14 protein-coding genes and 1 pseudogene are annotated in these 14,307 nt (G+C 36.4%); 9 read left to right on the forward strand and 6 right to left on the reverse strand.

Annotated elements, in window-relative coordinates:
- The first annotated feature begins 3 nt into the window (after positions 1 to 3).
- From IEU51_RS00675 to IEU51_RS00685, 3 genes are read left to right on the forward strand one after another with little or no spacing between them, the layout of a single operon-like run.
- Positions 4 to 1,149 carry an MFS transporter gene (locus tag IEU51_RS00675; protein ID WP_186088235.1) on the forward strand — a complete coding sequence of 382 codons (1,146 nt, stop codon included), beginning with the start codon at positions 4 to 6 and terminating at the stop codon, positions 1,147 to 1,149.
- Positions 1,142 to 1,408 (forward strand): hypothetical protein, encoded by a 267-nt coding sequence (locus IEU51_RS00680; protein WP_186088233.1) that lies wholly within the window; start codon positions 1,142 to 1,144, stop codon positions 1,406 to 1,408. The genes IEU51_RS00675 and IEU51_RS00680 overlap by 8 nt, the downstream gene beginning before the upstream one ends.
- Before the next feature lie 9 nt (positions 1,409 to 1,417).
- A complete protein-coding gene (locus IEU51_RS00685) occupies positions 1,418 to 2,608 on the forward strand; it encodes a DUF418 domain-containing protein (protein ID WP_186088231.1) in 1,191 nt (396 codons plus the stop codon).
- Here the strand turns inward: IEU51_RS00685 and IEU51_RS00690 are convergent.
- A pseudogene (locus tag IEU51_RS00690) lies at positions 2,605 to 3,537 on the reverse strand (C45 family autoproteolytic acyltransferase/hydolase); the annotation flags it as partial. The gene IEU51_RS00685 and the pseudogene IEU51_RS00690 sit on opposite strands and share 4 nt — an antisense overlap.
- Positions 3,538 to 3,724: 187 nt before the next feature.
- Here IEU51_RS00690 and IEU51_RS00695 point away from each other — a divergent pair.
- Positions 3,725 to 4,630: an alpha/beta hydrolase gene (locus IEU51_RS00695; protein ID WP_186088229.1), complete on the forward strand. Its 906-nt coding sequence runs from the start codon at positions 3,725 to 3,727 to the stop codon at positions 4,628 to 4,630.
- Positions 4,631 to 4,641: 11 nt separating this feature from the next.
- Here IEU51_RS00695 and IEU51_RS00700 read toward each other — a convergent pair whose 3' ends face one another.
- A complete protein-coding gene (locus tag IEU51_RS00700) occupies positions 4,642 to 4,845 on the reverse strand; it encodes a hypothetical protein (RefSeq protein ID WP_186088227.1) in 204 nt (67 codons plus the stop codon).
- Between the two features lie 65 nt (positions 4,846 to 4,910).
- Here IEU51_RS00700 and IEU51_RS00705 point away from each other — a divergent pair, with 65 nt between their 5' ends.
- Positions 4,911 to 5,534, forward strand: a complete 624-nt coding sequence (locus IEU51_RS00705; RefSeq protein ID WP_186088225.1) for an N-acetyltransferase — start codon at positions 4,911 to 4,913, stop codon at positions 5,532 to 5,534.
- Between the two features lie 13 nt (positions 5,535 to 5,547).
- Positions 5,548 to 6,828 (forward strand): amidohydrolase, encoded by a 1,281-nt coding sequence (locus IEU51_RS00710; protein ID WP_186088223.1) that lies wholly within the window; start codon positions 5,548 to 5,550, stop codon positions 6,826 to 6,828.
- Here the strand turns inward: IEU51_RS00710 and IEU51_RS00715 are convergent.
- From IEU51_RS00715 to IEU51_RS00730, 4 genes are all read right to left on the reverse strand, one after another.
- Complete coding sequence (locus IEU51_RS00715; RefSeq protein WP_186088221.1) at positions 6,825 to 7,367, reverse strand: hypothetical protein; 543 nt, start codon at positions 7,365 to 7,367, stop codon at positions 6,825 to 6,827. The two genes, IEU51_RS00710 and IEU51_RS00715, sit on opposite strands and share 4 nt — an antisense overlap.
- A gap of 165 nt (positions 7,368 to 7,532) precedes the next feature.
- Positions 7,533 to 8,648, reverse strand: a complete 1,116-nt coding sequence (locus tag IEU51_RS00720; RefSeq protein WP_229713769.1) for a thermonuclease family protein — start codon at positions 8,646 to 8,648, stop codon at positions 7,533 to 7,535.
- 178 nt (positions 8,649 to 8,826) lie between these two features.
- On the reverse strand, positions 8,827 to 9,429 hold the full coding sequence (rpsD, locus tag IEU51_RS00725) for a 30S ribosomal protein S4 (protein WP_186088219.1): 603 nt from the start codon (positions 9,427 to 9,429) through the stop codon (positions 8,827 to 8,829).
- Positions 9,430 to 9,660: 231 nt separating this feature from the next.
- On the reverse strand, positions 9,661 to 10,131 hold the full coding sequence (locus IEU51_RS00730; RefSeq protein ID WP_186088211.1) for a GAF domain-containing protein: 471 nt from the start codon (positions 10,129 to 10,131) through the stop codon (positions 9,661 to 9,663).
- 104 nt (positions 10,132 to 10,235) lie between these two features.
- Here IEU51_RS00730 and IEU51_RS00735 point away from each other — a divergent pair, with 104 nt between their 5' ends.
- Genes IEU51_RS00735 through thiI form a run of 3 tightly spaced genes read left to right on the forward strand, consistent with a single transcriptional unit; the run spans position 10,236 to position 14,298 of the window.
- Positions 10,236 to 11,933, forward strand: coding sequence for a septation ring formation regulator EzrA (locus IEU51_RS00735; protein ID WP_186088209.1), 1,698 nt, complete (start codon positions 10,236 to 10,238; stop codon positions 11,931 to 11,933).
- Positions 11,934 to 11,981: 48 nt separating this feature from the next.
- Positions 11,982 to 13,112 carry a cysteine desulfurase family protein gene (locus IEU51_RS00740; protein ID WP_186088207.1) on the forward strand — a complete coding sequence of 377 codons (1,131 nt, stop codon included), beginning with the start codon at positions 11,982 to 11,984 and terminating at the stop codon, positions 13,110 to 13,112.
- A complete protein-coding gene (gene thiI, locus IEU51_RS00745; protein ID WP_186088206.1) occupies positions 13,102 to 14,298 on the forward strand; it encodes a tRNA uracil 4-sulfurtransferase ThiI in 1,197 nt (398 codons plus the stop codon). Before IEU51_RS00740 ends, thiI begins: the two co-directional genes overlap by 11 nt.
- Positions 14,299 to 14,307 lie beyond the last annotated feature (9 nt).

Consider the following 14,307-nt stretch of genomic DNA (forward strand, 5'->3'; position numbering starts at 1 on the left):
TTTATGAATAAGAAAATATTAGTTACATTTACATCGAGTATATTTCTACTCGGCATTATGGAACTGATTGTATCAGGTTTACTTGAACCAATCAGTTCAAATTTAGATATGAGTTATAGTCTGACAGGGCAACTCATCACGGTCTATGCAGTCAGCTTTGCACTCTTTGGACCAATATTAATAAAAGCGACACAAAAGTTTCCAGATAAGCCTGTAATTTTAATATCGATGATTGTGTTTATCATCGGAAATATTGTGTTCGGGATGGCCAATGGATTTATGACACTCGCTTTAGGGCGTGTGATAACCGCTATGGCAGCAGCTGTAATCATCGTTAAAATTTTAGATATCACGGTTGAGATTTCTGAACCCCATAAACGTGGACGGATGTTAGCGCTCGTCTATCTCGGGTTTAGTGGAGCAAACGTGTTTGGTATTCCAATCAGTACGTTTGTTGGGACAATTTTTGGATGGAGAACTGTGTTTTTTATCATCGCACTTATTGCAGTGATTTTGATTGTCATTTTAAGTAGAATGGTTCCGAATGTAAAAACAGACATCGTAGAAGAAAATACGGATCAAATCATGTCGATGAGAAACGTGATTATCTATATTTCAATTACATTGCTGGTCTTAATAGGGAACTTTGTTGTGATTGGATATATTTCCCCACTTATGACAGAAAATGGGTATTCATTACAAGAAGTATCTATAGCGCTACTCATTGCTGGTCTTGGTGGAATGACAGGGACGTATTTTGGCGGGAATATTGCCGATAAGATTGGTGCGAGAAAAGCAATCATGATCATGTTAACGTTATTCTTTATTACAATGATGATCATGCCATTCTTATATCCATTTAAAATTCTTTTCTACATCAATCTTTACTTATGGAATGTATTTGAGTGGAGTACGAGTCCAGCAATTCAAATGGGACTTGTGAAAAGCGTAAAAGGAAGTGCATCTAGTGTGTTCAGCTGGAATATGTCGAGCTTGAACTTAGGTATTGGTCTGGGTGCTGTATTTGGCGGAATCTTTATCACTTATTTAAGTATCGATTACGCACCGTGGCTCGGTGGAGGGGTCGTGTTTATCGGAATCATATTATCCACAATGCTTAAGAAAGAGAGTGTGATTCAAAATGATTAAACGACTCGTTGTGTTATTTATTCTCACTCTTCTTGTCATCGGAATCATGAATTATAGTGGCGTATACAATCTGGAATTTACAGGTACGAACGTACTTTATTCATATTTGGTGATTTTAGCACTCTATACTTTATACATGATTTTTTACAAGTTTTTTAAAGCAATTGTGGGTTTATTCATGTTTGCGATCATTTTATTTATCATTTACTATATTTATAACTTTATTACAGGCAATAGTTTAGACTTTATGCCATTTTAGGAGGTCTTTATGACACATCAACCAATCATGCTAAATGAGCGTATTAGTGAGTTAGATTCTATTCGTGGAGTCGCTATATTTGGGATATTGCTCATGAATATCATGAGTTTTGCAGGCCCGTTTTTAGATATTGCATCGCTTTTTTCTCTACCAGAAATGTTTCAAGGTAAAGCCAATCAGTTTACGTTATTTCTAATTAACACTTTTGTTACAGCAAATTTTTACACACTGTTTTCAATTCTGTTTGGACTTGGGTTTTATATCTTTTTAGATCGTGCGAAAGATAAAACCAGCGCACCGAATCGTCTATTCAGAAGAAGAATGACCGGGTTACTCATCATAGGTCTCTTACATGCAATTTTTATTTGGTACGGAGATATTTTAGTGTCATACGCATTGATTGGGTTTTTACTCATGCTATTTGTGAAAGTGCCACCGAAATGGAACTTAGGAATTGCAATAACGATTTCAGTTTTAATGACTGGGTTTATCGTGCTCCTATATTGGGTGATGTATAAAACACAAGATTTATTGATGTTCAGTGAAGCGTATTTAGAACCCTCTGGCATCATGGAAGTCGCAACAAATGGGAATTATCTCGATATTTTGAAGTTCAATAGTGAGTACACACTCATTGCATTAGTCGGACTTTTCTTTATGTTACCACTTGTGTTAATGATGTTTTTAATCGGCTTATATATCGGACAAAAAGGATATTATAAGAGAATTGGAGAAATCAGACCATTCTTAGTAAAAGTTGCATTGGTTTCTCTAATTTTAGGATTGCCAATTAAATTATTTACTGCATATATTCAAAGCTATAGAGTAGATGATATGGCGTTAATGACGCTCGTCAGTATATCGAACACGATTGGTGGACCGTTAATGGCAATATTTTACTTGTCTGCTTTCGCTCTTTTATTTAATTCATTTAAAAGTTTGAATAAGTTCTTTGCACCGGTAGGTAGGATGGCATTAACGAATTATGTTATGCAATCTGTTGTTATGGTCACTTTGTTCTACGGATTTAATCTGTTTGGAAAAATCGATATGATATATTTACCACTCATCGCAATTATTTTCTTTATTGTCCAAGTGATTTTTAGTCGCTGGTACATGAAGAGATACAGATTTGGTCCTCTTGAATATTTATGGAGACGTTTTACGTATAAAACAAAAATATCGATTAAGAGAACTTAATCCCAATCGACATTTGTAAATTTTAAGTCAGTATCTATGATACTGACTATTTTTTTATGATCATTTTGACCGTCTAAAAAGTCTTGTAGTGATAGATGATTAAATTCGCCAGAGCCTACACGAATATCCATCGAAAGATCACTAGAATCATAATATACGGTATGAATTGTGCCAGCCCAGCTTCTATAATTATCCACGAAAAGACCAATATTTTTACTTGTAAATGCGTTTAGCAGCTCTTCTTTTGTTGGATTCTCGATTTTTTCAACAATATTATAACGTTTTTTTGATTCACTTAGGAAGCGTCTATTTTCTTCTTCAAGATTTAAATAATGATTCGTACACACATTTTGCTCACTGAAATGTACGCGTCGACCGCTCGTTTCCGCAATCGTGTGATTTCCTTCAGCATCTTTAATAATGTACGTGAATCCGCCACGGTGAGGGAGTGTTCTTAATAGATGTTTCGCATCGTCGATATCTTTACATAGCTCTAGAATAAACCTTCCGATGATAAAACACACGAATCCGTCTTGTGGTTCTTTTCGATTCATGAAGTTGTATCCCAGTGACAATCCATATGCGTTTATACCGTCCATTCTTCCTGTCACACGAGACACCGGACCAACAGATGCTATACCACCGTCCGTTGGTTCGAAAAAGTTAATTTTACCGTCATATGTATTTGGATGATAATCATAGTTACGAATAAAATGAGTGTCATCGACATAGACACTACATCCGGATGGACGAGGGTTTGTTCTATAATGTGCAAGATTTAGAAGCGTCTCGTGATCTGTGAGCTTTAGACTGTCTTGAAGTCCCATGAGTTCATCCCAAATGAATGGAGCGAACGCGTTATATATCGCTTTTGTCTCATTATAGTCGAGTTTGAATTTAGGACGTCGTTTTTTCCATTCATAGTTTCTATTTTTAAAATAGGGTGTGTTTTTTTATGACGCTCCTTGATAAACACCATAATCGTAGTGATTTCCTCTAAATGTATCTATAAATATTTCAATATTTTGCATTGTAAGCACCTCTATATCTAGTATAGTTAAATTATTAGAAATTTTAAACACATGATAAAATAGTGATAAGTTAGGAAGTGTTATTTTGATTATCGAACAATTTGAATTAGGTAAGACAGCAACGCTTACTATGTATCAAGGAGAAACAGGTATAAATAATGGACCACAAAAAGTGGTATTATTGTTACCTGGTGGGAGTTATTTATATGTTTCTAAAAGAGAAGGGGAAGCTGTTGCTTACGAATTTTTAAGACAAGGGTATACTGTTTTTATCTTAAACTATACTACTGTCGGTACGATTCTCGGTGAATATTCACGTAATGATCTCTATCAGTATCTCATGAATCTGGATGAGAGTGACGTGATTGGATCAGAGTTTCCAAATCCACTGATTGAAGCGGCGAATGCGATGAAGTTCATCCGTGAGAATAATCATAAATTTAATGTAGATAGTGACCATGTCGGAATTGTTGGTTTCTCAGCAGGTGGGCATTTAGCTGCGACACTTGGAGTCCATTGGAATAGTGAATGGTTAAGAGAGCTAACAGGATTTGAGAGTTACTGGACGAAACCGAACTTTATGGTTTTAGGTTACCCGATTTTAGATTATGCGCTAAATGAGAAAATTGCAGAAAAACGTGGTTCAGTCGATCCAAACTTTAAAAAAATGACAACACGGGTAACCTTTGGTACGGAACTAGAGGAAGACCTAGTACAGAAAGCGACTCCGAAGAACTTTATCTCGAGAGATACACCGAAGACATTTATTTGGCATACGACAGGAGACAGGCTAGTCTATGTGAAGAACGTGCTCGATTTTGCAAATGAATTAGACTCTAAAGGTGTAGAGTTTGAACTTCATGTATTCTCTGGTGGGGAACATGGTATGAGTACGGCAAGTGAAATTGTAAATAGAGAGAATGTGAACATTAAAGAATGGGTGCCGCTTTTATTTAACTGGCTAAATTCACACATAAAAAAAGACGCATAAAAAATATGCGTCTATTGTTCTTCTAATGTTAGTAGATATTCTTTATGATTTGGATAAATAAATTCAAGCACGACATCTTGTTTACGATGAGTATATTGATTTAAAAATGTTTCATAAACGATTTGTTTGTTGTGAGTTTCAATGAGAGAGTCATTTAAGAGCTTGTATTCATTTCCACTATTCTTGGTGTCGTGAATTCTTACTAATATTGACATAACACCATCTCCTATTAAGTATATTGCCACTATGACAAAAAAATAAACATGAATTAGGTGAAATTATGGAAATTGTGAAAATTACTGTTGACGCACTGGATGCTGTCCTAGAGATGCAGGAAGAGATATACGAACAAATGGAAGTTAAAGAAGCATTAGAGCGCATCAGTAGAGAGGAAATGAGTACGATTCTTACAGATAATTACTCTGTAGGTGTCTATTCTGATGATAAGCTCGTTGCAATGCGTGGATTTTATATTCCGTCAGTCGACGAAGAAGAACACTTAGCAGATGATGCAGGTGTTGATAAATCACGCACGATCTATTCTGAAATTGCACTCGTTCATCCAATTGCACGTGGGAAAGGGTTTCAGTTTAAGATGGGAGAAATACTCCTAAAAGAGTTGAAGAAAGATGATCGTTTTGACCATCTTATTGCGACAGTGATGCCGTTAAATATTCCAAGCCTTAAAAACTCTTTAAAGCTTGGACTCAAAATTGTGAATACGAAATACAAATACGGTGGAAAAAGACGTCATATTTTACACATGGATTTGAGAAATAATAAAAACCCAGTTGGTGAACCGATTGAAGTAGGATTCGATGATTTCGATTGGATGTTTGAACACGGAAAAGATTACATCGGTACTGAATTCGTGAATGGGTTTATCACATATTATAAAAAATAAGGAGTCTGAACAAATGAAAACTTTAATTGATGAAGCAAAGACACTACGAAGAACACTGCACCAATATCCTGAAGTTGGATTTACAGAAATGATCACGACATATTTAATCTTAAAAGAGGTTGAAGACACTTCATTCACTTTATACTTAGGTAGTGATGCAACAGACATCAATGCACAGATGGGTCGTCCATCTGAAGCGGAGTTGTTAAAAGCTTGTGAACGTGCAGAAAGTTTCGGTGTAGATAAAGACACGCTCGACAAAATCAGAAACGGTGAAACGGGAATTGTTGCGGTACTTGATACAGGTGTTGAAGGACCACACGTCGGATTTAGATTCGATATTGATGGATTACCAATTACTGAAGCAGAAAAAGACTCGCATATTCCATTTGTTGAAGGATTTAAATCTAAACACGATGGAGAAATGCATGCATGTGGGCATGACGCGCACGCATCTATTGGAGTCGCACTATTAAAATATATAGATACGAACAAAGATGAGTTAAAAGGGAAGTACACAATCATTTTCCAAGCAGCGGAAGAAGGCTTAAGAGGCGCGAATGGCTATGTTCAAAAAGGATGGTTAGATACTGTAGACTACTTTTTTACGAGTCACGTTGGTCTTGTACCACTTAAGGTCGGGACGGTTAACGCGAAAAGTAAAGGGTTTTTATCTTCCAAGAAATTTGATGTGGAATTTTATGGTAAAAGTGCGCACGCGGGTGCGGAACCGAACGCTGGGAAGAACGCGTTACTTGCTGCGAGTAATGCAGCTGTCAATTTAAATGCGATCTCTAGACACAGAGATGGTGCGACGCGTCTGAACGTTGGTAAGCTTGAAGCGGGTAGCGGACGAAATGTGATTCCCGACTACGCGTTTATGATGTGTGAAGTCCGTGGTGAAAAAGATGAACTCACGGAATACATGTATGAACGAGCTGAAGCGGTGATTAAAGGCGCAGCACTTATGTATGATTGTGATTACAAGATTCGTTTGATGGGAAATGCGTCAACTGCAGTTTGTGATGATGAGCTCGTTGATGTGATTAAGCGTGCAACAGTAAACAACAGTTACATCACACAGTTGAATGAAGAAGGACCAGCGGGTGGTTCAGAAGATGCGACATATATGATTAACAGAGTGCAAAAAAATAATGGAAAAGCCACGTACATGACTTTCCCATATGAATTAAAAGCAGGGCACCATCATCCAGAATTTGATGTGGATGAAGCGGTGCTTGGTGTCGCAATTTCTACTTATATCGATATTGTGAATGAGTTAAATAAAGATTAAAACAGAATGAACCGTTTTTCTGGTTCTTCCTTATAATGCAGTTTCATTATAAAAGGGTGTGAAATACTTGGGCTACCTTGGAATGTGTAGGTTTGTTCAAGTTTCACGCTCTTTTTTCCTGCAGGATCATAAATGACAAACGTATTGTCGTTTTTACGGACTGTGATGTATTGACCTTTAGGTTTTTTTACAATATTTGTCACGGTGTAATCTGTAAGTTTTAAAGGTGTGTTTTTCTTATATCCATCCGTTTGAACTTTCAGCATATCCGCTTCATAATAATCACTTTGTTTAATATATGAAAAGACTACTTCTTGAACTTGTGCATTTAATACACTATCCGCGACTTCACCTGGATTTTGAAATAATTTATTTTGCATATTGAGTCCCATGAAAAGAATCATGATCATGAAACTTACTAAAAAGTAAAACATGAAACGAGCAGATCTTAGTCCACGAGAAGCATCTCGTATCATTACTGTGAAGAAGGCGATGGAGATGAGTGCAAATAAAATTATGAGAATGATATAGATAGTCATACAAATTCACCTTAATTTTTTATTATTTTAATATATCGAATTAATGCATAAGTTTCAATCATATGTACAGTGATAGACTGAGTCAACATAAAATAAAAATACTCGAAACATTGATGTAGCAAGCATTTTAGTGAGTAAAGTTGATTTAAACAACTACATTATTAATTATCTCTCACATGCCCAGTTGTCTTTATCTCTATCCATTTTTGCTTGATATGCAGGGTGGTCAGAGGGCACTCCGTTGGGATACACAGCAGTTAACTCAGTACAGTTTTGAAAAAACTCCGTTGTGTTGCTACTTGCTGGTGGAGTGTTTGTATTGTAATTTGAATTGTTGCTTGAGTTATTATTGTTCGAGCTTGAACTTGATGCAGGTTCTTGGAATGAAGGATCATCGAATGGAGAGTCGAGTGACCAAATTCCAATTCCTTCATTTTTAGCAAGTCGTTCAGCTTCTTTTAAACGCTCTAAGTGTCTAGTGTTCGGTGGGTAGACATAGTTTACTTGAGCTAGCCCTTCACGAACGAGTACTTCATTTACCATGACACCATCAGCATATATGTATGCGAGGTGACGATTGTATTTATCAGTTTTCTCACCGATGTCGTATTCAACTTCGATAATCTGTGCATTACTTAAAAGCTCACGAGTACGGTCGCTAGCTTCTTGTCCGAATGGTTGTTTACCAACACGAGGGTGCTTCGTTTCAGGAGTATCGATTAACAGATACCTAAATGACACATCCTCACCGTTGTAGTAGAAGCGAGTGGTATCACCATCGACGAATCGCGCGACAGTCACTTGTTCAAGACCGACAGGAGAGATGTACTTAGAAGCATTCTTTTCAGTCTCTTTAGAGATCTTTTCAGCTTCCTTTTTAGCAGCTTCTTCTTCTTTCTTCTTAGCCTCGGCTAGACGCTTTTCCTCTTCAGCTTTCTCATTTTTCTTCTTCTCAGCTAATTCTTTTTCCTTGGCAGCTTTCTCTTTAGCGCGCTTTTCAGCATTTTTCTTTTCCGTGATGTGTTTATCTTCGGCTGCTTTCTTCTCTTTAGCTATACGCTCTTGCTCATTTATATGTATGATGTGAGATTTCATGTTGTTGTAGTTTGATTCACTAATCTCAGTGACTAGAGTAGAGGATATCATAGTATCAGTGTCATCAAAGGCCATTAGAATTGATCCTAAAATGACAGTAAAACCTAATAAGTATGTAATAAAACCAATACCTCCGAGAAAAATTCCAGCAAGAGTAATTCTTTTAACACCTTTATACCTCTTCAACTCAAAAACTCCTATAATATGATAAAACATAATTATAAATGATAATAATGTTTTATACAATTCTGATTAAAGTATTCCCTTTAATTCAGATAAAGCGCTAATCATAGAAAAGTAGTGTACCCTCAATTTTCCCCAAACAAAAACCCACAACCGAAGTTGTGGGTAAATAATAAATTTATTATCTTGAGTAGTACTCAACGATAAGTTGTTCATTAATTTCAGCTGATAATTCGCTGCGTTCTGGGAAGCGTACGAATGTACCTTCTAATTTGTCTGCATCGAATGAAAGATATTCTGGTACAAAGTTAGTGTACTCAATCGCTTCTTTAATGATATCTAGGTTACGTGATTTTTCACGAACTGCGATAACTTGTCCTGGTTTAACCATGAATGATGGAATGTCTACACGTTGACCGTCAACTGTTAAGTGACCGTGGTTTACTAATTGGCGTGCTTGACGTTGTGTCTTAGCTAAACCTAATTTGTAAACGACGTTGTCTAAACGTGAAGCAAGTAAAATCATGAAGTTTTCACCGTGGATTCCTTGCATTTTACCAGCGCGGTCGAATAGTGTACGGAATTGTCTTTCGTTAATTCCATGCATATAACGAAGCTTTTGCTTCTCTTGTAACTGCATACCGTATTCTGATAGTTTTTTTCTTTGGTTTGGTCCATGTTGACCTGGTGCGTAAGGGCGTTTTTCTAGCTCCTTACCAGTGCCTGTTAGTGAGATTCCTAAACGGCGTGATTTTTTCCAAAGTGAACCTGTAAAACGAGCCATAATTGACTCCTCCTTATTATTTTTTATGCAAAAACGTCATAAGGAAATAATTGCTTGCATGGGTATGTGATTTAAAGTGCCTTCGCCTCATAGCGTTGGTTACACAGCACATCCCGCAGTAACCACATACGGTCATACAATAATTATCTGCTACTTATATCTGTTCATTTACACAATAAATTATAATACAGTAATCTAGAGTAATAGTCAAGCACTAATTCTTTACTTATATTAAATGTATTCTTTTAAAATTTCTACGACTTCAATAAGTCCTAATCGGTCTTCTTCAGTGAATCGATCAAATGAAGGTGAGTCGACGTCTAACACTCCGATTCCAACTCCGTCTTTATAGATCGGTACAACGATTTCTGAGCGACTTCTTGCGTCACATGCGATGTGTCCAGGGAATTCAGTCACGTCGTCGACAACGAATACGTCATTGCCACGGTAAGCGAGTCCACATACACCATTTCCTGGCTTGATACGTACACACGCCGTGCGTCCTTGGAATGGCCCAAGTACGAGCTCATCTGATTCTTCTTCATAAAGATAAAAACCCACCCAGTTGATGTCTTCTAAAAATTCATTTAAAAGAGCGGATGCGTTTGAAAGATTCGCAATTCTATTTGTTTCTCCATCGAGTAATGCGTGTAGTGACTGGTGTAAATCTTTATAGGAATTCATTTTAATTGTTTCAAACATAGTTGTCCTCCGATTGTTCTTAGTAGTTTAGTTAATAATACAACTAACTGTTTTTTCTTTCAAAGTTTTAGTCTATAATAATGATAACTAGGGAGGGTAATTGTATGTGGTGGATGTATTTATTAATAGGAGTTATTGTTTTAATAATAATCGCAGTCGGCGTTCTTTTTTATCTTCGCAATATTAAACAAACAGAAGTGACAAAAGAAAAAAGACACTTAGAAGAGGTACTCCAATTACCATTCAATTTAGAATTGGAAAAATTGAATGCATTTAATTTAAATGGAGAAGCGAAAGAGTTATTTGACACTCTAGACACACGTTGGAATGAGTCTTTAAATGAAAATAAACTTCAAGCTGAATTCAACATTACTGAAGCTGATACTAAATTAGCAAAATTTAGTTTTGGTGATGGTGATGAAAGTAGAGCATCAGCGAAAAGTCATATCGATACGATTGAATCCACTTATGATACTCTATCTGATGAAATCAATGAATTTTTAGCTCTTACTGAACAAAGTGATGAAAAATTTGATGCGTCTGAAGTGTTACATCGTGAAGCGAATCGTGATGTGTTAGCGAACGGACACCAATTTGGTGATTCAAGAAAACCTCTTGAAGCGCTTATCACTTCATATGAACCCGAGTTAAAGAAGTACAAGGATTTAGTCAATGAAGGTAACTACTTAACAGCAGCATCACACATCGACGAAGTGCACGAAGAGTTACTGGCCTTAAAGCAAAATATGGAAGAAATTCCTGCACTCATTAAGGAAGTACAAAAAGAATTACCAACTCAGTTCGAAGAGATTCGCTATGGCTGTCGTGATCTGAAACTAGACGGTTACGATTTAGATCACATTAAAGTAGATTCGAAATTATCTACACTGCGTTCTGAACTGAATTTAATTGAACCAAAAATTGCTAAGCTTGAATTAGACGAAGCACGCGATGACCTAGATGCAATCAATGAACAGCTCGATGAAATGTATGATTTAATCGAACACGAAGTTGAAGCTAAAATTAAGTATGACAGCATGAAGGATCAGATTACAGATCACTTGTTTAAAGCGAAAGCAACGAACTTTACACTTCGTACCGAGATGGATTACATCAAAAATCAGTATTACATCAATGAAGGTGAATTCCAAACAATTCATAAATATGAACAAAAAATCGAAAGTCTTGTTGCAATGTATTCTGAAATTCAAACAGAGTCAGATAAAAACACGACACGCTACAGCAAGATTACTGATAACTTAGATCATATTGAAGAAGAAGTTGAACGGATCAACAGTGACCAATCGGACATTCAAGATTACTTACAATCAATTAAAGAAGATGAGAAAGAAGCAATTGAGAATACAAATCTCATCGATAACAAAAAAGAGGCTGTCATGCATTCACTTGCATCTTCTAACTTAAACGAGATTCCTGAAAAATTCATCGTCATGAAAAACGAACTTGATATTGAAGTAGAGGAAATTGATCGATACTTAGAACGTCGTCCAATTAATGTTCAATACATCAAAGAGAAAGTGAATAAATCAGTTCAACTCTTAAATGAGTTTGAGCAAAGTGCTTATGAAATTATTCATGACTCTGAACTGACGGAACACATTATTCAATATGCAAACCGTTACCGTAAAGATAATGAAAGTCTTGATTTAGAAATCAAAGAAGCCGTTCGTCTATTTGATGAAGGACGTTATAAACGTGCTTTAGAACTTTCATCTCATGCACTAAAAAGTGTTGATGAAGCAGGATTACAACGAATTATCGATTATTATGAAAATAACTAGAGACTTAGGAGATGCTCCTAAGTCTTTTCTCATGAAAGGTAGAAATATATGATTTACTTAGATAATGCGGCAACAACGAAACCGTCTAAAGAAGCGCTAAAATCTTTTAACCAAGTATCTGAAACACTGTTTTTTAATACAGCGTCCATTCATAAAGGTGGACGCGATGCTGCACGTCTTCTAGAAGCGGCGCGTGGCCAAATTTTAAATGAACTCGGTCTCGGCACCCATCACTTAATCTTCACGAGTGGGGCAACGGAAAGTAACAATATTATTTTACGTGGCATGATTGAGAGAAAGCTTCAGTTCGGGAAAACTGTGCTCGTTTCTGAACTTGAGCATCCGAGTGTTGTGAATGTTTTAGAACACTATAAAGATAAAATTAACTTGCAGTTTATAAAGACAACTCCACAAGGTGTCATCGACTTAGATGATTTAAAAGAAAAACTTAATGACGAGTGTATTCTCGTTTCGGTGATGGCACTGAACAATATTATAGGAAGTATTCAACCCATCGAAGAAATCGGGCAAATTTTACAGTCTTATAAAAAAGTGTATTTCCATGTAGATGCAACTCAGGCAGTAGGTAAAGTGACACTCGACTATAAAAATGTGGATGCTTTGACACTTTCAGCACATAAGTTTTACGGAATAAAAGGAGCAGGAGCTTTAATTGTAAATGACATGAATGTGATTGATCCGCTACTTTTAGGTGGTGGACACGAAAAAGATAAACGTAGCGGTACTGTAAATTTACCGGCAATTGTTGGGATGGCAAAGGCGCTTAGGATTTCAAACGAGAATTTAACTCAAAAAAATGATAGATTAGAACAGTTCAACAACAAAGTTCGTACACATTTTAACGACTATAATAAAATGAAGATTCAAGATGCACAATCACCGTATTTCATAAATTTATCGTTTGTTGGAGCGAAAGGTGAGATTGTCGTCAATGCGTTATCTGAACTCGGAATTTACGTATCAACGACGAGTGCGTGTGCATCAAAATCAAATGAATTAAACGAAACATTACTTGCAATTGGAAATAAAAATGATGTGATTGAAGGCAGTATACGAATCAGCTTTAGCCAAAATACGACTGAAGAAGAAGTCGACGCATTAATAAAAGGACTAGATACAGTCTATAAACAGTTAGGAGATATATTACATGAAGTATGATCACATACTTGTAAGATACGGAGAACTTACACTTAAAACAAAAAATAGAATGATGTTTGTTGGGAAGTTAAAGTCACGCATGGAGCGTGCATTAAACAGTACTGAAGCGGTTGTTCGTGCAAACCGTGACCGTGCATACATCGATTTAAATGGTGAAGATGAAACACAAGTCATCAACAAAATTAAGCATATCAGTGGGATTTTAAGCATGTCACCAGTAGTGAAAATTGAGAAGTCAATTGATGAAATGAAAGAGTACGCAGTAAAATTTGCGAATGGTTTTGAAAAGGAAAGTACATTTAAAATAGAAGTAAAACGTGCCGATAAGAATTTCCCACTGAAGACACACGACATTCAGCAATTACTCGGAACAGAAGTGTTAACTCACGAGGATCATTTAATTGTTGATGTTAGAAAACCAGATTATAAACTCATGGTGGAAGTCCGTTTTGATGCAATCTATATGTATTCTGACGTTGTATTGGGTATCGGAGGATTGCCACTCGGAACAGGTGGTAAAGCACTTCTTATGCTAAGTGGCGGTATTGATTCACCCGTTGCAGGTTTTGAAATCATGAAACGTGGGGTAGAAATTGAAGCCATTCACTTCCATTCGCCACCATATACAAGCGAAATGTCACTCGATAAAGTTAAGAAACTCATCGATATTATGTCTAAAAAAACAGGAGAACACATTAAACTTCACGTGATTCCATTTACAGATTTACAGACGACAGTTCATGACCATGTACCAGATAACTTATCAATGACTACGACGCGTCGAATCATGTTGACTTTAGCTGAAAGGCTTGCGACAGAAATTGGCGCGGAAGCGATCGTTAACGGTGAAAACTTAGGGCAGGTGGCATCTCAAACATTAACGAGTATGTTTGCGATCAATGAAGTCACATCTATGCCAGTACTTCGTCCACTTCTAACATTAGAGAAGAACGAAATTATCAAAAAGGCAGTAGAGTTTGAAACATATGAAACATCGATTCTTCCATATGAAGACTGTTGTACGATTTTCAAACCAAAAGCACCAAAGACAAGACCGAACTTAGAAAAAGTAAAGCAGTTTGAGAGCAAGATGGACATCACAGAAAAACTCGAAATTGCACTTAAAAATCACACCATTTACACAGATGAAGAAAATAATAGCGAAGAATTTACTGACTTACTTTAAATGTATATT

The organism is Phocicoccus schoeneichii, assembly GCF_014635565.1.
Classification (GTDB): Bacteria; Bacillota; Bacilli; order Staphylococcales; family Salinicoccaceae; genus Phocicoccus; species Phocicoccus schoeneichii.